Genomic DNA, 24191 nt, shown 5'->3' on the forward strand with positions numbered 1-24191 from the left:
CCGGCGCGTCCTGGAACGGGCTGCCGGAATACCTGCCCGGCCGCCTTGGTTCTTGGCTGGGACAGCACTTTCCTGGAGACGGAGATTGAGATGACGAACAACCTGGCAGCATTGGTGCACCTGGGCGACGGCCTCCATGTCAGCCCCCTGGGTTTCGGCGGCATGGCGCTCACCCCCGTGTACGGCGAGGTGGACCCGGCCGAAGCCCTCCGGACCCTGCACCATGCGGTGGACGCAGGCATCAGCTTCATCGACACCGCCGATATTTACGGCGGCGGAAACAACGAAGAGCTGATCGCGCAGCTGCTCCGTGACCGCCGCGGTGAGGTCCAGTTGGCCACCAAATTCGGCCTCGTGGGCTCACCGACCACTGGCTACAGCGACATCCGCGGGGATGCCGCCTACGTCAAGGCAGCCGTGGACCGCAGCCTGCAGCGGCTTGGCACGGACGTCATCGACCTCTACTACATGCACCGCCGCGACGTCCGGGTTCCGATCTCTGAAACCGTGGGCGCCATGGCGGAGCTGGTGGAGCAGGGGAAGGTCCGGCACCTGGGCCTGTCGGAAGTAACAGCCGATGAACTCCGGGAGGCCAGCACCATCCACCCCATCGCCGCCGTCCAGAGCGAATGGTCCATCTGGAGCCGGGATGTGGAACGCAACGTGGTTCCGGCAGCGGCCGACCTTGGCGTGGGCTTCGTGCCGTATTCGCCGCTGGGAAGGGGATTCCTCACCGGAACCGTTGACGCCTCGCAGCTGGGTGACAATGACTTCCGGCGCAAGATCCCGCGCTTCGCCGAAGGTGCGCTGGACGCCAACCAGCAAGTCGTGGCGGCAGTGCAGTCCGTAGCGTCGGAGCTGGCGTCCTCGCCGGCTCAGGTTTCGCTGGCCTGGCTGCTCGCCCACGGCACGCGCCTTGGCCTGCCGGTCGTCCCGATCCCCGGCACGCGCAAAGCGCGCCGCATCGACGAAAACCTGGGCGCCCTTGCTTTGGAGCTGACCCCGACGCAATTGGAGACGCTCGACGCAGCCGCGGACGCCGTCGTCGGCTCCCGGTCCGCTGATCCGCAGTGGGTGTCCCAGGGCCGCGAGTAGGCGGCGCACCGGCGGCAGACGCAGAAACGCCGCCCCTCCGCATTCCGATAGTGGAATCCGCGGAGGGCGCGGCGGCCCTGCAAGAGCGTCAGCGCTCAACCTTCGTAGACTGAAGCGCATGGACACGCTCATTCATTCACTCCGGGACATCACCATCCGCCGCATTTCTGTCAGCGAGATGGACAACAACGTGTATCTGCTCACCGCCAAGGAGTCCGGCGCGCAGCTGTTGATCGACGCCGCGGATGACCTGCCCGCAATCCAGGGCCTGCTCGCAGACGCTGCAGCGGATACAGCGGCAACGCCCAAACTGGCACTGATTGCCACCACGCACCAGCACTGGGACCATGTCCGTGCGCTTCCGGAGCTCGTGGCTGCGACCGGCGCCAAGACGGCGGCCGGCACGGATGACGCCCCTGAACTGCCGGTGCCGGTGGATGTGCTGCTGGACCACGGGGACGTCGGCAACTTCGACGGCTTCGACGTGACGGCAGTGCACCTGCGCGGGCACACACCCGGCTCGGTGGCACTGGTGTACCAGGACCCGGAGGGCCCGGCCCACATCTTTTCGGGCGATTCACTGTTCCCGGGCGGCGTGGGCAACACCCAGAAGGATGCCGAACGGTTCAACCAACTCATCACCGATGTGAGCGAGCGGCTGTTCGATGCCTACCCGGACGACACCATAGTGCACCCGGGCCACGGCAAGCCCACTTCCCTCGGCGCGGAGCGTCCGCATCTTGAGGAGTGGCGTGCCCGCGGCTGGTGAGGCCTGAAACCTCATCGAGTGCTCCAGAACTGCCGTTATGAACCCTCTAAACGGCAGTTACGGAGCACTCGATGGTGGTTGTGCGGGTTTTTAGCGGCTGCGGCGTTCGTTGGAAGCCGGAGCCGAGGCGCGGCGGGGGCCGCTGCGTGCCGGACGGCCTTCGCCGGAACGGCCGTTGCCGCCGCCTGCGTAGGATCCACCCGAGGTGCCGCCGGTGTTGGAGGACCAGACAGCCTTGTTGCCGCCGGTGTTACCGCCGGCAGCGCGCTGGCCGCCGGTGTTGCCGCCGCCGGTACGGGCGCCGGTGCCGGCAGAGGCTCCCGCGGCACGCTGGCCTGTTGCCGGGCGTCCGCTGCGCTGGCCGCCGGTCGCCGGGCGGCCGGTGCCGCCACGGGGAGCGTCGCTGCGGGTTATGCGGGATTCGGAACGTCCATCCGAACCGCGGCCAGCCGACGGACGGCCACCAGCTGCTGGAACGTCGTTGCGGTGCGTGGACGCCGTGCCACGGCCACGTGCGTTGCGGCGTGCAGCTGCTGCTGCCTGGGCCCGGTCTTCGTTTTGCTCGATGACGCGGTCTGCGGCGTTCCGCGCGGCAGCCTGGCCTTCGTAGGCCGCGGCACGGCGCTCGGCGCGGGGAAGATCGGTGCGGGGAGCCTCGGCGGAAACACGTCCGCGTCCGCCGCGACCGCCCCGGCCACCCGTGGTGGGTGCAGCCTGGCGGCGTGCGCGCTTGCGCTCGGCGTTGGCACCGGTGGAGGTGCCGCCGCCGTGCTGTGCCGCCTTCGCGGCGAGCAGTGCGGCGCGGGTGCGCGGATCGATCTTGTCGGCCATTTCGCCCACCAGTTCTGCAACCAGCGGCGAGTTGGCGGTGACGCGCTCGAAGTTGACCTCGACGCCGGCAGCCTTCATCAGCTTTTTGACGTCCGACTGCTGCTCCGGGAGCGTCAGCGTGACCACGGTGCCGTCCGAACCGGCGCGTGCCGTGCGGCCCGAGCGGTGCAGGTAAGCCTTGTGCTCGGTGGGCGGGTCAACGTGGATGACCAGTTCGACGTCGTCCACGTGGACACCGCGGGCGGCGACGTCGGTGGCCACCAGGACGCGGACGTCACCGGAGGAGAACTCGGCCAGGTTCCGGTCACGGGCGTTCTGCGACAGGTTGCCGTGCAGATCGACGGCGGGGATGCCGGCGTCTGTCAGGGTCTTGGCCAGCTTGCGGGCGTGGTGCTTGGTGCGCATGAAGAGCACCCGGCGGCCTGCGCCCGAGGCGAGCTCGACGATCAGCTGCTTCTTGACGGTCTGGTCGTTCACCACCAGCACGTGGTGTTCCATGGTGGTCACCGCGGCCTGCGGATCGTCCACGGAGTGGGTCAGCGGGTTGGACAGGTAGCGCTGGACGATCTTGTCCACGCCGTTGTCCAGGGTGGCCGAGAACAGCAGGCGCTGGCCCTGGCTCGGGGTCATGTCCATGAGCTTCTTGACCACGGGCAGGAAGCCGAGGTCGGCCATGTGGTCTGCCTCGTCCAGGACGGTGATCTCCACGGCTTCGAGCGTCAGGATGCGCTGGCGGATCAGGTCCTCCAGGCGGCCCGGGCAGGCGATGACGATGTCGACGCCGGCGCGCAGCGCCTTTTCCTGGCGGGCCTGGGAGATGCCGCCGTAGATCACGGTGGTGGTCAGGCCCATGGCCTTGGCCATCGGCTCGATGGTGGCGTTGATCTGGGTGGCCAGCTCACGGGTGGGTGCAAGAACGAGGCCCATGGGGCGGCCGGGCTTGCGGAAGTGCTTGGCTTCCCGCTCAGCGAGTCGTGCTACAAGCGGGATGGCGAAAGCAATGGTCTTGCCGGAGCCGGTGCGGCCGCGGCCCAGGACGTCGCGACCGGCAAGGGTGTCCGGAAGGGTCTTGACCTGGATGGGGAACGGTGTTTCGATCCCCTGTGCTGTCAGGGTGTCGGCGAGTGCCTTGGGCGTGCCGAGGGCAGCGAAAGTAGTCATGTGTTTATCAGGGTCTTTCAGGCGGTATCCAAGCGGATATCGGCCCCCGATGCCGGTTGGCTCAGGGGGTCGCCGAAGAAAAGTCAGGTGATCAACCGGCCGGTTTTTGCGGCTGGGACCAAATAGCGTTCATCGACGCAGGATGTGCCTCTCACATGAAAAAAGCCCACTCCCTGCCGGACGGATCCTAAGCGGGATTCCGGTTGATGGACCGGAACAAAGCGGGCATCACTGCACATCAAGTTCCACCAGTCTACCATCTGCGGCCTCCGCTCCCGGTCACTGCCCGAAAAGCAGGCGGTGGTGAGGAAGGTGTTATACGGAAATTACCTCGCGCGCGGAATCGCGAAACAACCCCGGAGCACCATGGTTGTATGCCCGGCTGATCGCCACCAGGTCAGCGACTCTCTGCCGAAAAAAGGATCTGACCGTGATCTTGAAGAACCTCTTCCTCCAGGGCATCTTCCCCTTCGACGGCGCCGGCCTGGAAAAGCCCTCGCCCATCCACAGCCAGCTGTCGCACTACGTTCCGGACGGAGTGATCAACCAGACGCTGTACTTCAGGGGCGGCAACTCCTCACCGGAGCTGATCACGGTGGTCCTGATGCGGGACGGCATTCCCATGCGGTACTTCCCTATCGGTGCAAAGAGCGATGTCCACGTCCCGCTCCGCGTGGTGGAGGACATCGAGGGCGGCTCGCTGATCGAACTCAGGCTGCTGGCGGACTCGGGTGTGAGCGGTTCAGTGGTGGTCGATCTGGGCATGGTGGAGCACTGATGACAGCCGTGGCGAGCCGGTCCGCCCGGACGAAAACTGTTGATTCCCGCCGTCGGCTCGTGGTGATCGGCAACGGCATGGCCGGGGCGCGGGCCGTCGAAGAGATCCTGGCCCGCGGCGGCGGCGTGCAGTACAGGATTACCATGTTCGGGGACGAGCCGTACGGCAACTACAACCGGATCATGCTCAGCCACGTCCTCTCCGGCGAGGAAAGCGCCGGCGATATCTTCCTCAATTCCCTGGCCTGGTACAGGGAGAACGACATCACGCTGCACGCGGGCGTCCGGGCAGAAAAAATCGACCGCTTCGCCAGGCTGGTATTTTCCGACGACGGCCGTGCCACGCCGTACGACGTCCTGGTCATTGCCACCGGCAGCCGCTCGCACCTGCCGCCGATGGACGGACTGTACACCCCCGGAGGGCTGCTGCGTCCGGGCGTTTTCGCGTTCCGCACGATCGACGACACACACGGCATGGTCTCCTACGCCCGGCAGGACCACCACCACCGGGCAGTGGTGATCGGCGGCGGACTCCTGGGGCTGGAAGCCGCGCGGGGGCTGCAAAGCCACGGCATCGACGTCGAGGTGGTCCACTCTGGAGGTCACCTGATGAACGCCCAGATGGGGCCCGACGGCGGCGCGGTCCTGCGGCGAAGCGTGGAAGCCCTCGGCATCAGGGTCCACACGGGCAGTCGGACCACGGCCATCCTGGGCGATGACAGGGTGCGCGGCGTCCGGCTGCGGGACATGCCGGACATCGGCTGCGACATGGTGGTGGTGGCGGCAGGCATCCGCCCCAACGTTGAGGTGGCCGTCACGAGCGGCCTGCCGGTGGAGCGGGCGATCGTGGTTGACGACCAGATGCGCGTGCCGGATGAGGACGAGATCTACGCGGTGGGCGAGTGCGTCCAGCACCGCGGCGAGGTGTACGGCCTCGTGGCGCCGCTGTGGGAGCAGGCCGCCGTACTGGCCGACCACGTGACGGGCGCCAATCCGAAAGCGGCCTACCTGGGCACCCGGACGGCCACGAAACTCAAGGTGGCCGGCGTCGACGTCGCCTCCATGGGGCTGCAGGCCCCGGAACGGGACACCGACGAACACGTGGTGTTCTCGGAGCCGAGCCGCGGCGTCTTCAAGTCCATCGTGATCCGGGACAGCAAGATCGTAGGTGCCACGCTGCTCGGGGACAGCCGCAAAGTGGCCTACCTGACGCAGGCGTTCGACCGCGGGCTGCCGCTGCCGGAGGAACGCGTCTCGCTGCTGTTCGACGTCGGCGGGCCGGCTGAGGAGGCGGGCGTGGCCGAACTGGGCGGTGACGCGCAGGTCTGCAACTGCAACGGCGTCAGCAAGCAGGCCCTTGTGGACACCGTGGCCGGCGGCTGCAACACGCTGGCCGGCGTGATGGACGCGACGCGCGCGGGCAAGGGCTGCGGCTCCTGCAAATTGCTGGTCCGGCAGGTGGTGGAGTGGGCCGCCGACGGCGCCGTGGCGGAAGATCCCGCGGCAAGCTACTACGTGCCGGGCGTGCCGCTGGAGAAGGCTGCCCTCATGAAGGCCATCCGCGAACAGAATCTGCATTCGGTATCTGCGGTATTCGCCGCGCTGGTTCCCGGCGGAACCGAGGATGCGAAATCCAAGATGGGCCTGGCCTCGCTGCTGAAGATGATGTGGGCCGGTGAATACGTCGACGAGCGTGACGCCCGGTTCGTGAACGACCGGGTCCACGCCAATATCCAGCGGGACGGCACGTTTTCGGTGGTGCCGCAGATGAAGGGCGGCGTGACATCCCCGGAGCAGCTCCGCCGGATTGCCGACGTCGCGGACAAGTACAGGATTCCCATGGTGAAGCTCACCGGTGGGCAGCGGATCGACCTGCTCGGCGTTCCCAAGGAGGACCTGCCCAGGGTCTGGGCCGACCTCGACATGCCGTCCGGCTATGCCTACGGGAAGAGCTTCCGGACCGTGAAGACGTGCGTGGGCCAGGAGTTCTGCCGCTTTGGGACCGGCGATTCCACCCGGCTGGGCATCGAGATCGAGTCGCGCTTCCAGGGCATCGAGTCGCCGGCGAAACTGAAGCTGGCCGTGTCCGGCTGCCCGCGGAACTGCGCCGAATCGCTGGTGAAGGACGTGGGGGTGGTGGCGGTGGAGGGCGGCCGCTGGGAGATCTACGTGGGCGGTGCGGCCGGGGCCCACATCCGCAAGGGCGACCTGCTTGCCACCGTGGACAGCCCCGAGACTGTGAAGCTTCTGACCGGCCGCTTCATGCAGTACTACCGGGAGGGCGCCAACTGGCTGGAGCGCACGTACGCGTTTGTGCCGCGCGTCGGCATTGAGCACCTCCGGTCTGTGATCGTGGACGACGCCGAAGGGATCGCCGCGCAGCTCGACGCCGCCATGCAGGAGTCCGTCGACGCCTACGTCGACCCCTGGACCGAACGCGACGATCCGTTCACCCCCGGCCAGTTCCGCACTTCGCTCCCGCTTGAGGTTCTTCCCCAGGTGCCGGTCCGATGAGCACGGGACTCTCCAAAACGGGACTCTCCAACGCCGGGCAGAGCGCCGGTCTGCACGTCCTCGGCCGGCTGGACCAGGTTCCCGTCGGCGAGGGCCGCGCGTTCGGCGTCGACGGTGAGCAGATCGCGGTATTCCGGCTCAGGGACGGGTCCCTCCGGGCGCTTTCCGCTGTCTGCCCGCACAAGGGCGGCCCCATCGCCGACGGCACCATCGACCAGGCCCTGGTGATGTGTCCCCTGCACCAGCACTCCTTCGAGCTGGACACCGGCTGCTCCACCACCGGAGCCGGCCCGCTGCGCAGCTATCCGGTGCACGCGGACGGCGAGGGGAACATCATCCTGCAGCTCCCCTGACACTGTCTCCAACTGCGGATTGTGTGGCAGGGTGTTCCCAATGGACTACACCGCAGATCCGCGCGTGGACGCCTACATTGGCGCGCTTCCCGAATGGCAGCAGGCGGTGTGCCGGGAAGTCCGCGAGCTGGTCCATGCCGCCGATCCGGAAGTGACGGAGACCATCAAGCGCACGCGGCAACCCTACTTTGAACTCCAGGGCAACATCTGCGCCCTCCTCGCGGCCAAGGACCACGTCAACGTCTTCCTGTACGACGGCGGGATCGTGCCTGACCCGGAGCACCTCATCACCGGTGGACACGAGAACAGGACGGCCCGCACGGTGGCCTTCTACGAAGGCGAAGCGATCAATGCACCTGCCCTGACGGAACTGTTCAGGGCTGTCATCGCCAACAACCGCGCCGGCGGCTGGCGCAAGATCAAGAGCGGCGGATAACCGGATGCCTTCACCTTCCCACCAGCATTCCGCGGACGGCGCGAACGCAGAGCACTACGCGGCAAAGAACGACGGCGCCGCCCACCTTTGGGACGAAATGTACCGGAGCCGTCCGCGCATCTGGAGCGGACGGCCCAACCCGCAGCTTGTCGCTGAAACGGCCGGGCTGAGACCGGGAACGGCTTTGGACCTCGGCTGCGGCGAAGGTGCCGATGCCCTGTGGCTCGCCGGACGGGGCTGGACGGTGACCGCGGTGGACGTGTCCGCCGTCGCGCTGGAACGGGCCGCCGCGCATGCAGCGGAATCAGAGGCCGGCCGCCGCATTTCCTGGCTGCGGCAGGACTTGGAGACGTGGACGCCGGAGGAACAGTTTGACCTCGTCTCCGCGCAGTTCTTGCACTCCACCGAAATGCCCTGGCAGCGGTCCCACCGGATTGCCGCGGGCGCGGTGCGGCCGGGCGGCTCACTGCTGATCGTGGGGCACCATCCGGAGGGGTTGCCGCCCTGGTCCGGTCACAGCCATTCCGACGACGGCGGAGCGGGCCACGCGGCGGGACGGTTTTTCACGGCGGAGGAGCTCGTGTCCGAGCTCGGGCTGACGGCGCCGGAATGGCGGGTGGACGTGGCTGAGGCCAGGGAACGCGAGGCCACCGGCCCGGACGGACAGATGGCGCTCCTGGCCGACGCCGTGCTGCGCGCCACCCGGGCAGACGCCTGCAAGGTGCTTCCCCGCCTCTAACAGGCTCCGGCGCTAGTCGGCCACCCGGGGTGCAATGGCCACAGCGGCTGCGGCGACCGCGGCCGTGAGGGCGAACACCCCGGCGAACGATGCCGCCGTCGTCGTAAACGCGGTGAACACGATGCCGGTGGTGGCGAGGGCGAGGGCACCGCCGAGGGAATCGGAAATGGACATCGCCGAGCTGTTGAAGCCTTCCGTGTCCGGCGTCGAGAGCGCGAGCGTCATGACGCTCAGCCGCGGATACATCAGTCCCATGCCGCCGCCGGCAAGGATCCAGCCGGCGATCGCGATGGCGGCCGGCCAGCCGAAGGCGGTGGTCACCAGGGCGAGGACTATCGCGGACAGCACCAGCAGCGAACCGATCCGGACCGCGACCGGGCTCGGCAGCCGTCCGCCGAGGCGACCCTGGATGCCGGAGGCCGCGGCCCAGGCGAGGGCTCCCCCGGTCAGCGTGAGTCCGGCGAAGGTGGGCGAGAAGGCGTAGCGTTCCACCAGCAGGTAGGGCAGGTAGACTTCGGCGCCGAAGAACGCGGCCGACGCCAGTCCCCGGGTAAGGATCACGCTGGGCAGCCCGCGGCGGGCAGCCAGGGTTCCGCGCGGCACCAATGGCCTGACGGCCAGCAGGGCAACCACGACGGCGGCAGCCGCGACGAGCGCGCCGGCCACCGGAATCCGGGAGGACAGGTTCAGGCCCAATACCGCGAGGGCGGCGAGGGCAGCCCAGGCCAGCCGCCCGAAGGCCCACGGTGCCGGCTGCTCCTCCGGTCCCGACCGGACCCCGCGCAGCGCCGGGACCAGCATGGCCAGGGCGGGGACAACGAGGGCCACTACGCCGAGGAACACCCACTGCCAGCCGGCCAGCTGCGCCACGAGTCCGGCGGCAAACGGCCCCACCAGGGACGGGATGACCCACGCTGCGGAGAACGCGGCGAAGATCTTGGGATGGAGCTCGGGCGGATAGGCGCGGGCCACCACCACGTAGAGGGCCACGGTCATGGCGCCGCCGCCCAGGCCCTGGACCAGCCTGCCAGAGACCAGGACGGCCATGCTGCCGGACGTGCCCGCAATCAGCAGCCCCAGAACGAACACGGCCACGGAAGCGTACAGCGGCGCCAGAGGCCCCCGCCGGTCGGACCAGTTGCCGGCGCCCACCATGCCGATCACCCCGGTGGCCAGCGGGCCGGCAAACGCCAGGGCGTACAGGCTTGCCCCGTCGAGCTCGCGGCTGACGATCGGCATGATGGTGGTCACGGCCAGCGATTCGAAGGCGGCCAGGAACACCAGGGCGCACGAGCCGACGGTCACCAGGAGATAGGGGTGCCGGAGGATCCCTGCGGCGGGTGCTGCGGAACGTGGCGGGGCGGATTCGTGCACGGCGACAGCATGCCACACGTGGCGGCGCAACGCACCCGGCACCGGTCCGCTGCGCTGGGAACCCGCGGGCTAACCCGCGAGCTCGAGGCCCCCGGCATCGACGACGACCGCGCCGCTCGCCGTGGAGTCCTTGTTAAGCAACCAGCCGACCCGCTTCACGGTGCTGAGCATGACGACGCTTTCGACCAGCTCGATGCCCGGGACCTTCTGCTGCAGGGCGACTTCGGCGGTCATGACGTCGGCCAGCGACTGGAGCCACATGATGATCACGAAATTGGTGGGCCCCGTGGTCGAGGCGCTGAGGCGCACGTTCCGGATGGTCCGGATCTCCGCGGCGGCGGCCTCATGCTGGCCGGCCGGAACGTTGACAAACCACTGGCAGGTGACCGGGTAGGACGAGTAACGCTGCGCCACCTCGCACCGCAGGGACAGGATTCCGCTGGCGAGCACGCGGTTCAGCTGGCGCTGCACAGTGGCAGGATTGCGGCCCAGGGCACGCGCGATGTCTGCCGCGGTCGCGCGCCCATCCTTGGCCAGGTACGGAAGCAGATCCAGGTGGCTCGCGGGCAGCGGTTCCCGGGCGGAGCCCGGGCGCTCGGTGCCGGGACCAGCGGGGCGCGCGAGTTCCCGAAGAGCCGCCTGTTGCGCCCGGCTCAGCACGTTGAGCCGCCAGGCATCGCCGCCGGCGTGCAGCCGGGTGCACAGTGCCGTCTGGTACTTCACCAGGCCTTCGATGTCTTTCAGCCGGGACACCACATTGGTGCTGAATTCCTCCAGCGACCGGGTAATGACGGTGAGCATCAGGTCGCGGTTGCTGGCGGCCTCCTCCACCGTGACGATCTCCGGCATCGCCGCCAGGCTGGCCGTGACACGTTCCCGGCGGTTCATCTCGCAGTCCACGGCCACGAAGGCGAGGCACATCTGCTTGGGGTCGCCGATGAGATGGGCCGTCACCCACGAGGCCCCGCCGGAGCGCAACCGCTCCCACCGGTTGGCAAGCGTGGTGGCGTGAACGCCCAGAACCCCGGATGCATCCGCCCAGCTGAGCCGGGGCGCGATCTGCAGGGCGTTGATGAGAACGAGGTCATCCTCGCTGAGCTCCAAAATGAGCCTCCCGTCCTGCATGAATCCTGCAGATAATCCAATACAAATGCATTGTTCTAGCACTTCTCCGGAGTGTGAAGCAGGCCACTTCAGAATAGACGCACAGAGCATAAAACCGAAGACAAGGAGTGCACGTGCCAATTGCCGCCGATGCCCAGGAACTGCAGGGAGACCTCGCCCGGCTCCGCCACGGCTTGCACCGGGAGCCGGAGATCGGCCTGGAGCTGCCGCGGACGCAGGAAAAGGTCCTCAAGGCCCTGGACGGGCTGCCCTTCGAGATCACCCTGGGCAAGGACACGACGTCCGTCACCGCGGTCCTGCGCGGCGGTGCGCCCGGCGCCGCCGGCACCACCGGGGCTGACCGGCCCGCAGTCCTCCTCCGCGCGGACATGGACGGGCTGCCCGTCCAGGAGAAGACCGGCGTCGAGTACACCTCCACCATCGACGGCGCCATGCACGCGTGCGGCCACGACCTCCACACGTCCATGCTGGCAGGAGCCGCCACGCTGCTGGCAGAACGCCGGGACCAGCTGGCCGGCGACGTCGTGCTGATGTTCCAGCCGGGCGAGGAAGGCTTCGACGGTGCGAGCTACATGATCCGCGAGGGCGTTCTGGACGCACCGGGCCGCCGGGTGGACGCCGCCTACGGCATGCACGTCTTCTCCTCCCTCGAGCCCCACGGCACGTTCTGCACGAAGCCGGGCGTCATGCTCAGCTCCTCCGACGGGCTGGTGGTCACCGTGCTGGGCGCCGGCGGCCACGGCTCAGCCCCGCATTCGGCCAAGGACCCCGTCACGGCGGCGGCCGAAATGGTGACGGCCCTGCAGGTCATGGTCACCCGGCAGTTCAACATGTTCGATCCGGTGGTTCTGTCCGTGGGCGTACTCCACGCCGGCACCAAGCGCAACGTCATCCCGGAAACGGCGCGCATCGAGGCCACGATCCGGACGTTCTCCGAAGAGTCCCGGCAGAAGATGATGGACGCTGTGCCTCGTCTGCTCAAGGGTATCGCCGCCGCACACGGGCTCGACGTGGACGTCGACTACCAGCAGGAATACCCCCTCACCATCACGGACGAGGACGAAACGCACACGGCCGAGAACGTCATCGCGGGCCTCTTCGGCGAATCGCGGCTCGCGCGCTGGGCCACCCCGCTCAGCGGCTCCGAGGACTTCTCCCGGGTGCTCGCCGAGGTGCCCGGCACCTTCATCGGCCTGAGCGCCGTGCCCCGGGATGCGGACCACGCCACCTCCCCGTTCAACCACTCACCGTACGCAACGTTCGACGACGCCGTGCTGGCTGACGGTGCCGCGCTCTATGCCGAACTCGCCGTTTCGCGGCTGGCCACGCTGTCTGCGGCGGCGTCGCCCGCCGGCGCCTCCGCCGTTCCGGCCGCCGCCTCGGCCTCCTAGCCCCGCCCACCTGAGGGAGAGAACCATGACCACCACCTTTAATCAGCAGCGCACGGGCCGAGCGTCCACCGCGAAGACCATCATCGGCACAGGCATCGGCAACGCAGTCGAATGGTACGACTGGGCCATCTACGCCACGTTCACCCCATTCATCGCCAGCCAGCTGTTCAGCAAGGCGGATCCGGCGTCGGCGGTGCTGTCCACCTTGGCGATCTTCGCCGTCGGCTTTGTGGCCCGGCCGTTCGGCGGGTTCCTCTTCGGCTGGATCGGCGACAGGGTGGGCCGCAAGACCTCCATGACGCTCGCCGTCGGGCTGGCGTCTCTGGGCAGCCTGATGATCGGCGTTGCGCCGACGTTTGCGAGCGTCGGCGCGTGGGCTTCGCTCATGCTCCTGGTGGCCCGGCTCGTTCAGGGCCTGGCGCACGGAGGCGAGCTGCCGTCGTCGCAAACGTATCTGTCCGAGATGGCACCCAAGGAGCGCCGCGGCTTCTGGGCGACGCTGATCTACACCTCGGGCACGGTGGGCATCCTGTTTGGGACGCTGCTGGGGGCGGTCCTGAACATGGCGCTGAGTACCGAGGTCATGAACGCCTGGGGCTGGCGCATTCCGTTCCTGATCGGCGCCGCCATGGGCCTGTACGCGCTCATCATGCGGTCCAGGCTGCACGAGTCGGACGTGTTCGAAGGCGAGACAACCACCGAGAAGCGCGCGCCGATCTGGCCGCAGATTGTCCGTTACCGCAAGCAGGCGCTGCAGGTCATCGGGCTGACGGTCGGCCTCACGGTGATCTATTACATCTGGGGTGTGGTGGCGCCGAGCTATGCCACCACCGCCCTGAAGATCGACCGCGGCGAAGCGCTGTGGGCCGGCGTGGTCGGCAACATCGTGTTCATCGCCGCCCTGCCGTTCTGGGGCAAGCTGTCCGACCGGATCGGCCGCAAGAAGGTCCTGTGGGCCGGCGCCATCGGTGCGGCCGTGATGCACTTCCCCATGACCTGGCTGCTGAAGGATTCTGCCTGGCAGCTGGCGGTCAGCATGTCCGTGATGCTCATCTTCATCGCCGCGAGCGCGGCCATTGTGCCCGCCGTCTACGCGGAGCTGTTCCCCACCAGCATCCGGACCGTGGGCGTGGGTGTGCCGTACTCCATCTGCGTGGCGGTGTTCGGCGGAACCGCACCCTACCTGCAGCAGTGGCTTGGCACGACGCTCCAGCTGCCCAACCTGTTCAACGTTTATGCGGTGGTGCTTCTGGTGGTTAGCGCGGCGTTCATCTTCACCATCCCCGAGACCAAGGGCAAGGACCTGACGCACTAGCCAGCTGGCAATCCGCTGGTTGAGCTTGGTCCAGGCAGGCTTAACCAGCGAGTCAGATGAAGCGGTTCCGCCCGGCCCGGTATCCGAAGAATGCGGCAAGCGAACCCACCACGAGGAACAGCACGCCGGCAGCAGTGAACGAGCCGGTGGACTGGTGCAGCTGGCCCACCAGGAGCGTTCCCGTTGATCCCAGCCCGTAGCCCACGCCCTGCATCATGCCCGACAAGTGTGCGGCTGTTTGCCCGTCCCGTGTGCGGAGCATGATCATGGTCAGGGCCACGGCCGTGAGGCTCCCCTGGCCCAGGCCAAGAAGGCCGGTCCACACCCAGATCAGCTCCTGCGGACCGAAGATGCTCAGCGCGAAGCCGCCGCCGGTCATGAGCGCCACCACGGTGTTGATGATGCGCTGGTCACGGAACTTCGCGGCCAGGGCGGGTGCGAAGAGCGAGCCCAGCATCTGCAGCGCGATCGATGCGGACACGATCAGCCCGGCCGTGCCGCCGTCCACCCCGCGTTCGCGGAGGATCGGGGCCAGCCAGGCAAAAACGCTGAAGGACATCATGGCCTGCAGCACCATGAAGATGGTGACCTGCCAGGCGATTGCGGAGCGCCACACGTTCACGCCGTCGTGAACGGCTTTGTGCTGCCCGTGCCGCTGCCGTACGGCGACCGGCAGGAAAAGCAGAAGAACGACGGCGGCCGGCACAGCCCAGAACCACAGCGCCGAGGTCCACTGTCCCGTCGCGATGAAGACCGGGTAGGTGAAGCCCGCACCGAGGGCAGCGGACGCACAGATGGCCGTGGTGTACAGGCCGCCCATTAGGCCCAGCCGGTGCGGAAAATCACGCTTCACGAGCCCGGGCAGCAAGACATTGCACAGGGCAATCGCCGCCCCGCACGCGGCCGTACCCGCGAGCAAGGCGGGCAGGTGCCCGCCGCCTGGGACTTCCACCGGGCGCAGGAGGAGCCCGGCCGTCAAAACAGCCATTGCACCCAGCAGCACGCGCTCGGCACCGAATCTTCTCCCCAGCACGGGTGCCAGCGGCGCGAACACGCCGAGAAGCGTTACCGGGACAGTGGTGAGCACAACGACTGTCCAGCCAGGCAGTCTGGCGTCCGACGTTATTTCGGGGAGCACGGCCGAAAAACTTGAGAACACCGTGCGCAGGTTCAGCCCGATCAGCACCAGGCACAGGCCAAGGTATGCCAGCGCCCGCGGGCCGCCAACCTGCGTGGGTTCGGCGGCAGGGATTTCATCGATCTCGGCGTCCACCAGCATGCCAGGACGCCTGCCAGTCGCTCCGGGCATTTCTTGGTTCGTCGCTGCTGTGTTCTTCGCTTCCCTCACTCGCCCATTCTTACAGGCGCTCAGGCAGCGGCGGTCCCTGTCCAAACAGGCCGAACTGTGGCCCAACGAGCCAGCCGGACGCCCGGGCGGCAGTTATCCACTTAGGCAAAAAGCCAGTCACGTCTGCCCGGGTCCGCAAATAGTGTGGAGTGAAAGCTTCCGGTTCCGTGTCATCAATCGCCAACTGTTGGGAGACCTATGAGCTTTCCAAATGCGCCGATGTACCGCGACGAGCCCCAGCCTCCCCGTGACGATCAGCAGGGCTCCGGGGAGGGGAGCGCGAGTCTCGTGTTTAGTGTTCTGGCCATCCCCAGCATGGTCCTCACGGCTGTGCCCACCGTATTCGCCGTTCTGTTTACGCGGCCGGACACCGGCATCAGCGGCCTGGATTGGGTGGCGCCGGCGGTGTTGTTTAGCCTGCCCGTGCTGTTCGGACTCCTTGGCACGGTCCTTGGCATCCTCGCGGTCAGACGGAACCGCAGTGGCACCAAGGCCTGGAGAAGCGGGGTCGCCGGGTTATGGATCGTAGGGACGGAGGCCGCCTTTTTCATCATCCCGGCGGTCATCCAAGGCATCATCACCCTCATGTCCTGAACCGCTGGAGAGCCCCTTTCACATCACGTACGCCCGCCGGCCGCCGCGCTCCGGCCGATGTCTCTGGCCGTGCCAGACATCTTGCCCTCGGTCTCTCGCGGCCAGCTGCGCTGGTCACCTGCGATTGCCGGGACGGCGGCGATCGGCCCGTCGGCTCCACTATTCTGGAGGTGATGAGTGAAACTCCAGAATCCCCCCAGCAGCCTGGGAACGAGCAGCCCGAAAATCCCAACGCGCCGCGGCCCGTCACGCCGGGCAGCCAGGCGTCGTTCGGCACGTACGGCGGGCGGCCGGTCAGCTTCGTGCGCCGCGGAACCCGCCTTCAGGGCCGGCGGCAGGCCGCCTGGGAAGAGCACTCGGACCGCTGGGCGGTAGACGTTCCGCGCCACGTCGCCAACACCTCGGTTCACCCGGATTACACTTTCGATGCCGAGGCCGAGTTCGGCCGCAGGGCCCCGCTGATCGTCGAGGTCGGCTCCGGTCTGGGAGATGCCGTCTGCCACGCCGCCGAGGAGAACCCGGACCAGGACTTCCTCGCCGTGGAGGTCTACACGCCGGGGCTGGCGAACACCATGATCAAGATCAACAGCAGGGGCCTCACCAACGTCCGCGTCGTGGAGGCCAATGCCCCTGAGGTCCTCGCGAGCATGCTTCCGCCAGCATCGGTCAGCGAGCTGTGGATCTTTTTCCCCGACCCCTGGCACAAGTCCCGGCACCACAAACGCCGGCTCATCCAGCCCGAGTTCGCCGAGCTGGCCGCCAGGGCACTGAAGCCGGGCGGGCTCTGGCGGATCGCCACGGACTGGTCCAACTACGCCGTGCATGTACGGGACGTGCTCGCCGGCTCCACGGCCTTTGAGAACCTGCACAACGGCGAGCGCAGGGGTCCCGAGAGCCCTCTCACGCACGTTTGGCAGAGTGGCGTCGAATCGCTGGTCGGCGGCGCTCCGGTGAAAGAAGGCCGGGCGCCTGTCAGCACCGAGCACACCGGACCCAACGAAGGCGTCGACGAAACCGGCGGCTGGGCGCCGCGCTTCGAGGGCCGCATCCGCACCAGCTTCGAGAACAAGGCACACGAGGCCGGCCGCATGATCTTCGATCTCTGCTACCGGCGGATATAGTTCCCAGCCGTGCCTTTGGGCGGGGTGCAGCCGGTCCTCGATCAGCCTGTTTTGGGCACCACGGCGGTCTGTCGCCGAGCGCTTTCCCGTGGCACGATTAGCCTTAGCGGGCGGGAAACCGCAGTAACTGCACGACGGTGCCGGCGCAAAGGAACGATCATCAAAAGAGAACTGCAAGGCGTATCGGACAAAGCCCAGGAGGTTACCAACTCCCGCACACTTGAGTTGATGGCCAGGGCAGGGTTTGCCGTGAGCGGGCTGCTTCACGTCCTGGTAGGGACCATCGCCATCGGGCTGGCGGTTGGCAAGGGCGGCCGGGCTGACGTCAGCGGGGCCGTGGCGGAACTGGCCAGCCAGCCGGCCGGGCCATTGCTGCTGTGGGTCAGTTTCGCCGCTTGCATCGCTCTGGCCCTGTGGCAGGCCAGCGACGCGATCTTCGATTTCGGCAATCTGCCGTCCAAGGAGAAAGCCTCCCGTAAGTTCCAGGCGGGAGCCCAGGCCGTGGTCTATGCGGCCTTCGCATTTACGTTTGCCTCCTTTGCCCGCGGAAGTGGCAAGGACAACAGGGAGTCCACCAGCGACATGACCGTCACGCTGATGAAGGCGCCGGGCGGAGTCCTGCTCCTCGTGCTGATTGGCGCCGCTGTGGCCACCACCGGCATCGTCTACGCGGTCCGCGGATTCCGGAAGTCCTTCGAGAAGCGCATCCGCATGCCGTCCTCACCAGACTCCCGCAAGGGCGTTCGCGGCCTTGGCATGGCCGGATACGTGGCCAAGGGCGTGGCCCTCTTTGTGACGGGTCTCCTGGTGGTCGTTGCCGCGGTCACGGCCCACCCCCAGGAATCAACTGGGCTGGACGGCGCGCTCAGGGGATTGCGCGAGCAGCCATTCGGCGTGTATTTGCTCGCAGCCGTGGGGCTGGGGCTCATCTGCTACGGGGCGTACATGGTGGTCCGCGCGAGGCTCGCCCGGATGTAGCCGGCCCGGCCGATGCTGTGACCCGGCCCGGGCGGACTATGGCTTGAAGTCGTCGTGGACCACCACCCGGGACAGCTCCACGCCGCCCTCCGTCTTCCAGTAGTGCAGTCTGCGCGCGGACGCGACGCCCCGCTCGATCGATGCCCGGAAGCACCGGGCGCCGTCTTCGCGCTGTATCTGCGGGGCATCGCCTCCGTCGTTGGAGCGCAAAGGATGCACCTCCCGGGCGGAACTCCGCTCCGCAATGCCCGTCAAGACCTCCACCACCGCTTTCAATGCTTTGGCGACGGCTCCCTTTTCCCTCCGCGAATACACTGAAGCGGCGAACTCCGGCCCCATGCTGAATCCCGCTGGCAAGGGAAATCTGGACTTGTCGTCGGCAGGAACGTTACGCACCCAGGCCAGATAAATATCGTGCCGGACTTGTTCCTCCGCCGTTTCAAAAGCCCCGGTCTGATCGTCGCGGGACCGCTTCAGCCCCTGTTGCATTTCGCGGTTGCGGGTACGCAGCGTGCGCAGATCCTCCAACTGCTTGGCATTCTTAGCGGCCAAACCGGCCAGGTGCGCCTCGCTCGCCGCCGCTTGCCGGCGCTCCAGCCCAAGCTCTTCGTGCAGTGCCGCCACCTCGCGCTCCAGGCGAAGGAGCTCCGGACCGGCGCTGCTCCCAGCTTTGACCAGTTCCCGCAGCCTGCCCACCTCGGCCCTTTCGGTGGCAAGGGAAAGCTGCACCGACATCAGGGCAGCCGCCGGCGTGCCGGCCGCACCTCCCGTTGGGGCTGGCGGGACTGGCTGCCCCGTCACCCCCGCCGGTCCTGCGGGCAGCCCCGGTCCGGCGGGCAGCCCTGCCCCTGAGGATGCCGCCGAGGCCTCTCCGGTGGCCGTCTCCGCCCGTTCCAGCAGATGCCGTCCTGCCTGCAGCCAGGCAGTCCCGCCCCGCACGAGCGCCGGCGCTGCCCGGACCTCTTCGTCGTCATCAACGTCGATGAGGGAGAGAACAACGGCACCCTTGTCACGGAGGAACCGGACAACCACCACCTCCCCCTCCGTGACGAGGCTGTCTGCGGTGTCGAGGGGGTTGGACGACATGCGGTCGACGGGCACCGACCAACTGGACCCGGGAAAGAGAGTGAGGGTAGCTGCCTTGCAGGTCACTTCCTCCACCAGTGCCAGTACAAGGTCGTCCGAAGAGTAGAGATCCGTGAGCCGCGGAACTGTCTTCGCCCCACTGATGTCCAGGGTCCTGCCGACGGGATCGTACAGGCCGGCCACCGGCTGCCCCGGATCAAGCATCCAGTCCAAGCGCACGGGCGGTGCGACGTGCTCGCGCCGGATGGCGCAGCGCCTGCCGTCTGCCAGCTCCACGATGGCCCGGGAGCCGGCGCTGGCAAAAGCCTTGACCGTGCCCTCCATCATTTTCAGCGGTGTTGTGGGAACGGCCGGAGGCGGCGGCGCGGTGACCCGGCTCAAAACGTCCTCGATGATGCAATCAGCTGCCTTCGCCGCAGCGAAGGGACTCTGCGACATCCGCAGCGGGCTCTTGTAGACGTCCCGCATCCAGTCGAGGTCCGCAGAGTAAACCCGTGCCGCATTGCCGTAAACGTGGGCACCGGGAGGCAGGGCGCCACCGAAACTGAACGACTCAGGTCCGTTTTCGAGGTAGTAGACGTCGGCGAGGTCCCCCACCTCGCGGGCTATGTGAGCGACGTCGATCTTGTTCTGGGGCATGGCGGGGTGCCAGGCGATCACCGCCGCCGGACGTGTGCGGCCCTTTGCGGTGAGGGTCCGCGCGAGCTGCTCACCGGAGGCGACAACCTCGTAAGCACCGTCAACCCCGACGGGATCATCCTCAGTGCGGTTCCCGGGGCTCCGGCCGCCGTTTCCGCGGTCCCGCCGTCGCTGCTCCATCGAATCTCCGTCCGCTTCGCCCTGGGTACCAACCGCGCTGTCCGGCAGCAAGGTGCTGCTGGACACCAGTAGAACAGGAGGGTCGGACAAAATGGGCTGTTCAGGCGCCCGGCACGGCAATCACGGCAATTGTCTGCTGCTGTTCGTTCCGCAGCTCGACGCTGGCAATGCTCGTGTACTGAAACGGAGTCGCACTCGTCACCCTGACTTTGCCGCTTGGCGTCGCCATCCAGGCGCAGGCGCGATCCGCCGCTCCGGCACGGTCCTTGACCCACAGTGACAGCGTTCCCTTGTGCGGGAGACTCTTGCCGTCCACTGCCAGTTCGGTGCCCCAGGTCTTTTTGACCATGCCCACTGTGACCTGGATCCCGGTGTCGGCCTGAACCGAGTAACTGACGTTGGGCTTGTTGGCCGGGTCGAGGAGTGGTGCGGCGGCAAATCCCAAGGCCAGGCAAGCTGCGGCGACCGCCCCGATGAGGGCGGTCAACCGCCGTCGGGTATTGCGGCGTCGGGCTGCCAACTCGTCGAATACGTTTTTGGGGACGCCGGCCTCCGGTTCCCCGGAGCCGGACGCGCGCGGAGCGGGGACGGCGAGCGCCACAGCGTCGGGCACCGGCACGACGTTCAGAAGCCCGGGCAGGGTCTCGAGATCAGCGAGTTCGTCGCGGCACATTCCGCACTGCTTGAGATGTTCCTCGAAGCGCGCCCTGTCAGCGTCGTCGAGGCCTCCCAACAGGTATGCCCCCAGCAACTCATGGAGTTCCTTGCCGTTCACCGTTCCACACCCATTTCATCAAGAATTGTCCGCATAGCCTTCACCGCGTAGAAAGCCCTGGATTTCACTGTGCCGCTTGGAATGTTCAGCTGGACCGCCGCCTCGGTCACCGTGAAGCGCCGGTAATGCAGTGCCACCAGCACGTCCCGGTGCTCCGTGCTCAACCGGAGCAGGGCCTCTTCCATCAGCACCCTGGTCAGCAGTTCGTCGACCCTTCCGGTGGCCTCCGCCGGGTCGGCAAGGTCGCGCTCTTCGGCCTCCTGCGGCCGGCGCTGGGATTTCCGGTAATTGTCGATCATGATGTTCCGGGCTGTCCGGAACAGGTAGCTGCGCATGCTGCCGGTAATCTTCGGCGCCTGCTGCCAGACGCGCAACACCGTTTCCTGGACGATGTCGTCTGCGAGGAGCGGGTCGTGGGAGGCACTGATCACGAACCGGCGCAGGGCCGTCCCGTGGTCGCGGTAGATCGCGGCAACCACTTCTTCGTCTAGCGCCACCAGGACCTCCAGCTGTACTCGTTGAAGCCGGTCCTCGCGAGCCGGCGTTCATGGCCTATACGACGCAGGCGGCACCCAAAAAGTTCATTCGGGTCTGTCGGCGAAGCTTTGAACCATTCTTCACCTTTGTGCGTCCTTCCAGATAGCGCCGGTCTCCCAGTTGCCGGCCCGAGCCAAGGAGCAGCACATGAACAAGCAATTGAGCGTTGGTCTTGCAGTTTTGGCACTTGCCGCCTCGTTGACCGCCTGTGGCGGTGGAACCAGCACAACGCCCACGACGGCGGCACCCGCCACCGAGTCGGCAGCAGCGTCCGCCAGCGAATCGGCCACGGCAACGGCCAGCGAAGCAGCAACGGTGGACCTCAAGACCGCATCGTCGAGCAAGGGCGACATTGTGGTGGACGGCAAGGGCATGAGCGTCTACTACTTCACCAAGGACGTGAAGGACTCGGGCAAGAGCAACTGCACCGGTGACTGCCTCGTCAAGTGGCCGCCGGTCATCGCCACCAGCGACGCACCCAAGGTTGAGGGCGTCACCGGAAAGGTCGGCACCATCACCACGCCCGACGGCAAGAAGCAGGTGACGGTGGATGGCATGCCCGTTTACCTGTGGCAGAAGGACAAGGCCCCGGGCGACATCACCGGCCAGGGCGTCGGGAATGTCTGGTACCTCGTGGCTCCCGACGGCGCAATGATGAAGTAGGGCAACAACACTGGGAAAGCCGGCGCCTGCTGTGCAGGCGCCGGCACTACCCTCTGAGTAGATGGCCAGTACGAAGACCACCCGCACCTGCGGCCCATCGCCGACGCCCTCTTGGCATGGGCCGCAGCCACAGGCGGTGTTCGTGTGTAGTAGCTGTCAGCCAGCGATGGAGAGGCTCACTAAACTGAGGGTCGAGACGCAACCGCTGATCGAGCCTGTCGAGATCAAGGTTTCGACAGCCAACCCACGCAACCGCTGATCGAGCCTGTCGAGATCAAGGTTTCGACAGGCAACCCACGCAACCGCTGATCGAGCCTGTCGAGATCAAGGCCCCCGACCACAGTCTCAATCGGGCGTCGGTTTGCTGACAGACAGTCGTGGTAGGGCTCCATAGTTCCCCTCGATCAGGGCCTCACGCTTCGCTCTGCCCCATCCCTGCACCTGTTTTTCGCGGGCGTACGCCTCATCAATGCGGTCAAATTCGACTGCCCACACGAGTTCCACCGGACGCCGGCGACGGGTGTAGGCCGCGCCTTCTCCTGATTGATGCTGGCTGAGCCGGATTTCGAGGTTCACGGTACTTCCGACGTAATAGGAACCGTCAGAGCACCGCAGCATGTATACGTGAGGCATCCTTCGAGCATGGTTACCGAGCAAAATGAGTGCAAGACTTCGTAACCCCTATGTGGACACTGCCGGTTTCGACAAGCTCAACCAGCGCGCCCCCCGGATTCGACAAGCTCAACCAGCGCGCCCCCCGGTTTCGACAAGCTCAACCAGCGCGCCCCCCGGTTTCGACAAGCTCAACCAGCGCAGCCCGGTTTCGACAAGCTCAGCGAGCGACGGAGAGGCTCACCAGGGTGCCGCCGTCGCCTTCAGCGAGCAGGCCGACGGCGGTGCTTGAGTCCGCGGGAAACACCTGGTCAGTGATCGTGGCCAGGCCGCCCTGGGCGAAGACCTCCACGGAGCAGCGGTCCAGAAAGATCCTGAGCCGCAGCCGGCCGTCCTCCAGGGGAACGGCCACCCTTTCCACGGACGGGAACGTCTCGTGGAAGCCCACGTTGCCGGACGCCGTCCGGTCCAGGGTGAGCTCCCCCGCGACGGAGTCATAAGCGAGCACCGTGCGCTCCCCGCCGCTGGCCCCGGCACCAAAATCCCCGCCGGCTCGCAGCACGAGGCCCGTCCGGCCGGCCGCGCCGGGTTCAAACTCGGCGTCGATCCGCAGTACTTCGCCGGACGCCTCGGCCGGAAGCCAGGTCACGCCTTCGGGTAGCCGCCGCCGGTCCAGGGCGAACAGTTCCATTCCGGCGGCAGCAAACGGGTCCACGGCGGCCTGCACCAGCGCAGGACGCCCGCCACGGGAGACCAGCCGTACTTCGCGAACGAGGGACATGGCGCTGCGCCAGCCGTCCGAAGGCGTTGACGCCCCGTACTGCCAGTTGTTCATCCAGCCGACCATGAGCCGGCGGCCGCCGGGCACGTTGCTGAAGGACACCGCCGCGTAGTAGTCCCGGCCCCAGTCCAGCCAGCCGTACTCCGCCATCCGGCTTTCATCCGGCTGCAGGCCCTCGGTGACGGTGGTCTCGGAACGGAACGCCACGCCGTCGAACGTTCCGATGAAGTACTGGCCGCCGGAACCGCCGGCGATTCCGCCTGGGCTCAGGTTGACCACGAGCACCCAGCGGGTGTTCTGCGCATCGCCGTCCACCGGCAGTTCAAACAGGTCCGGGCATTCCCAGACGCCGTCGGTGGCATTGGCCGGCCCGAAACTGCTGAGGTATTCCCAGGACTTCAGGTCTGCCGACTTGTACAGGACCACTTCCCGGTCCAGGGCTTCGACGGCGACCATCACCCAGTAGCTCCCGGCATCGCCGTCGTACCAGAAAACTTTCGGGTCGCGGAAGTCGGCGGATGCGCGGTCCAGCACCGGGTTGCCGTCGTACTTGGTCCAGGTCGCGCCGTCGTCCGTGCTGTAGGCGAGGGACTGTGCCTGCCGGCCGGCCAAGGGCGAGGCGGGCGCGTAGGCACTGGTGTAGATGGCTACGAGCGGCGGAACTCCGCCGTCGCCGAAGCCGCTGGTGTTGTGCACGTCCACCACGACCGAGCCGGAGAAGATGGCCTCCTCGTCGTCACAGGCAATGGCGACGGGCTGTTCTTCCCAGTTCAGGAGGTCAGCCGAAGTGGCGTGACCCCAGGACATGTTGCCCCAGACATCGCCGTGCGGGTTGTGCTGGTAGAAGAGGTGGTAGGTGCCGTTGGAGTAGACCAGTCCGTTGGGATCGTTCAGCCAGTTGCGTTCCGCGGCGTAGTGCCACTTCGGCCGGAACCGGCAGTCGAGCTGGGTAATTGTGTTCATGGGGATGTCTGTCTTTCGCACTGGGAGCCGGCCG

Annotated in this window: 22 protein-coding genes; 13 read left to right on the forward strand and 9 right to left on the reverse strand. The window is 67.1% G+C overall.

The features are described 5' to 3' along the window. Positions 1-90: 90 nt before the first annotated feature. Positions 91-1095 carry an aldo/keto reductase gene (locus AC1DDG_RS11775; protein WP_476876192.1) on the forward strand — a complete coding sequence of 335 codons (1005 nt, stop codon included), beginning with the start codon at positions 91-93 and terminating at the stop codon, positions 1093-1095. Positions 1096-1213: 118 nt separating this feature from the next. Next, a complete protein-coding gene (locus tag AC1DDG_RS11780; RefSeq protein WP_476876193.1) occupies positions 1214-1864 on the forward strand; it encodes an MBL fold metallo-hydrolase in 651 nt (216 codons plus the stop codon). 90 nt (positions 1865-1954) lie between these two features. On the opposite strand, the gene AC1DDG_RS11785 is transcribed toward AC1DDG_RS11780, so the two are convergent. Next, the gene (locus AC1DDG_RS11785; RefSeq protein WP_476876194.1) at positions 1955-3856 is read right to left on the reverse strand and encodes a DEAD/DEAH box helicase; all 1902 of its coding nucleotides are present in this window, start codon (positions 3854-3856) and stop codon (positions 1955-1957) included. Between the two features lie 430 nt (positions 3857-4286). Between AC1DDG_RS11785 and AC1DDG_RS11790 the strand changes: the two genes are divergently transcribed. From AC1DDG_RS11790 to AC1DDG_RS11810, 5 genes are read left to right on the forward strand one after another with little or no spacing between them, the layout of a single operon-like run. Beyond that, complete coding sequence (locus AC1DDG_RS11790; RefSeq protein WP_476876195.1) at positions 4287-4634, forward strand: molybdopterin oxidoreductase; 348 nt, start codon at positions 4287-4289, stop codon at positions 4632-4634. Beyond that, positions 4634-7147, forward strand: coding sequence for a nitrite reductase large subunit NirB (gene nirB, locus AC1DDG_RS11795; RefSeq protein WP_476876196.1), 2514 nt, complete (start codon positions 4634-4636; stop codon positions 7145-7147). The genes AC1DDG_RS11790 and nirB overlap by 1 nt, the downstream gene beginning before the upstream one ends. Continuing rightward, positions 7144-7500: a Rieske (2Fe-2S) protein gene (locus AC1DDG_RS11800; RefSeq protein ID WP_476876197.1), complete on the forward strand. Its 357-nt coding sequence runs from the start codon at positions 7144-7146 to the stop codon at positions 7498-7500. Before nirB ends, AC1DDG_RS11800 begins: the two co-directional genes overlap by 4 nt. Before the next feature lie 40 nt (positions 7501-7540). Then, entirely contained in the window at positions 7541-7936 is a 396-nt protein-coding gene (locus AC1DDG_RS11805) for a DUF1801 domain-containing protein (protein WP_476876198.1), read from the forward strand. Between the two features lie 4 nt (positions 7937-7940). After that, the gene (locus AC1DDG_RS11810; RefSeq protein WP_476876199.1) at positions 7941-8675 is read left to right on the forward strand and encodes an SAM-dependent methyltransferase; all 735 of its coding nucleotides are present in this window, start codon (positions 7941-7943) and stop codon (positions 8673-8675) included. Positions 8676-8687: 12 nt separating this feature from the next. Here AC1DDG_RS11810 and AC1DDG_RS11815 read toward each other — a convergent pair whose 3' ends face one another. Next, complete coding sequence (locus tag AC1DDG_RS11815; RefSeq protein ID WP_476876200.1) at positions 8688-10049, reverse strand: MFS transporter; 1362 nt, start codon at positions 10047-10049, stop codon at positions 8688-8690. A 69-nt stretch (positions 10050-10118) separates the two neighbouring features. Next, entirely contained in the window at positions 10119-11174 is a 1056-nt protein-coding gene (locus AC1DDG_RS11820; RefSeq protein ID WP_476876201.1) for an Lrp/AsnC ligand binding domain-containing protein, read from the reverse strand. A 113-nt stretch (positions 11175-11287) separates the two neighbouring features. Here AC1DDG_RS11820 and AC1DDG_RS11825 point away from each other — a divergent pair, with 113 nt between their 5' ends. Continuing rightward, positions 11288-12565, forward strand: a complete 1278-nt coding sequence (locus AC1DDG_RS11825) for a M20 metallopeptidase family protein (protein ID WP_476876202.1) — start codon at positions 11288-11290, stop codon at positions 12563-12565. A gap of 25 nt (positions 12566-12590) precedes the next feature. Next, the gene (locus tag AC1DDG_RS11830) at positions 12591-13880 is read left to right on the forward strand and encodes an MFS transporter (RefSeq protein WP_476876203.1); all 1290 of its coding nucleotides are present in this window, start codon (positions 12591-12593) and stop codon (positions 13878-13880) included. Between the two features lie 52 nt (positions 13881-13932). On the opposite strand, the gene AC1DDG_RS11835 is transcribed toward AC1DDG_RS11830, so the two are convergent. Beyond that, complete coding sequence (locus AC1DDG_RS11835) at positions 13933-15189, reverse strand: MFS transporter (protein ID WP_476876275.1); 1257 nt, start codon at positions 15187-15189, stop codon at positions 13933-13935. A 237-nt stretch (positions 15190-15426) separates the two neighbouring features. Between AC1DDG_RS11835 and AC1DDG_RS11840 the strand changes: the two genes are divergently transcribed. The 3 genes from AC1DDG_RS11840 (at position 15427) to AC1DDG_RS11850 (ending at position 17921) form a co-directional block, all read left to right on the forward strand. Next, complete coding sequence (locus AC1DDG_RS11840; RefSeq protein WP_476876204.1) at positions 15427-15822, forward strand: hypothetical protein; 396 nt, start codon at positions 15427-15429, stop codon at positions 15820-15822. 173 nt (positions 15823-15995) lie between these two features. Beyond that, positions 15996-16943, forward strand: a complete 948-nt coding sequence (gene trmB, locus AC1DDG_RS11845; RefSeq protein ID WP_476876205.1) for a tRNA (guanosine(46)-N7)-methyltransferase TrmB — start codon at positions 15996-15998, stop codon at positions 16941-16943. 249 nt (positions 16944-17192) lie between these two features. Next, positions 17193-17921: a DUF1206 domain-containing protein gene (locus AC1DDG_RS11850; protein WP_476876206.1), complete on the forward strand. Its 729-nt coding sequence runs from the start codon at positions 17193-17195 to the stop codon at positions 17919-17921. 36 nt (positions 17922-17957) lie between these two features. Here AC1DDG_RS11850 and AC1DDG_RS11855 read toward each other — a convergent pair whose 3' ends face one another. From AC1DDG_RS11855 to AC1DDG_RS11865, 3 genes are read right to left on the reverse strand one after another with little or no spacing between them, the layout of a single operon-like run. Beyond that, positions 17958-19892: a hypothetical protein gene (locus AC1DDG_RS11855; RefSeq protein WP_476876207.1), complete on the reverse strand. Its 1935-nt coding sequence runs from the start codon at positions 19890-19892 to the stop codon at positions 17958-17960. Positions 19893-19926: 34 nt separating this feature from the next. Continuing rightward, positions 19927-20601, reverse strand: a complete 675-nt coding sequence (locus AC1DDG_RS11860; protein WP_476876208.1) for a zf-HC2 domain-containing protein — start codon at positions 20599-20601, stop codon at positions 19927-19929. After that, positions 20598-21098 carry a sigma-70 family RNA polymerase sigma factor gene (locus AC1DDG_RS11865; protein ID WP_476876209.1) on the reverse strand — a complete coding sequence of 167 codons (501 nt, stop codon included), beginning with the start codon at positions 21096-21098 and terminating at the stop codon, positions 20598-20600. The genes AC1DDG_RS11860 and AC1DDG_RS11865 overlap by 4 nt, the downstream gene beginning before the upstream one ends. A 187-nt stretch (positions 21099-21285) precedes the next feature. Here AC1DDG_RS11865 and AC1DDG_RS11870 point away from each other — a divergent pair, with 187 nt between their 5' ends. Next, a complete protein-coding gene (locus AC1DDG_RS11870) occupies positions 21286-21801 on the forward strand; it encodes a COG4315 family predicted lipoprotein (RefSeq protein ID WP_476876210.1) in 516 nt (171 codons plus the stop codon). A 345-nt stretch (positions 21802-22146) separates the two neighbouring features. Here the strand turns inward: AC1DDG_RS11870 and AC1DDG_RS11875 are convergent, their stop codons facing one another. Continuing rightward, on the reverse strand, positions 22147-22434 hold the full coding sequence (locus AC1DDG_RS11875; RefSeq protein ID WP_476876211.1) for a GIY-YIG nuclease family protein: 288 nt from the start codon (positions 22432-22434) through the stop codon (positions 22147-22149). 199 nt (positions 22435-22633) lie between these two features. Next, positions 22634-24157 (reverse strand): glycoside hydrolase family 32 protein, encoded by a 1524-nt coding sequence (locus AC1DDG_RS11880; protein ID WP_476876212.1) that lies wholly within the window; start codon positions 24155-24157, stop codon positions 22634-22636. Positions 24158-24191 lie beyond the last annotated feature (34 nt).

Source organism: Arthrobacter sp. 10L430, assembly GCF_056395245.1.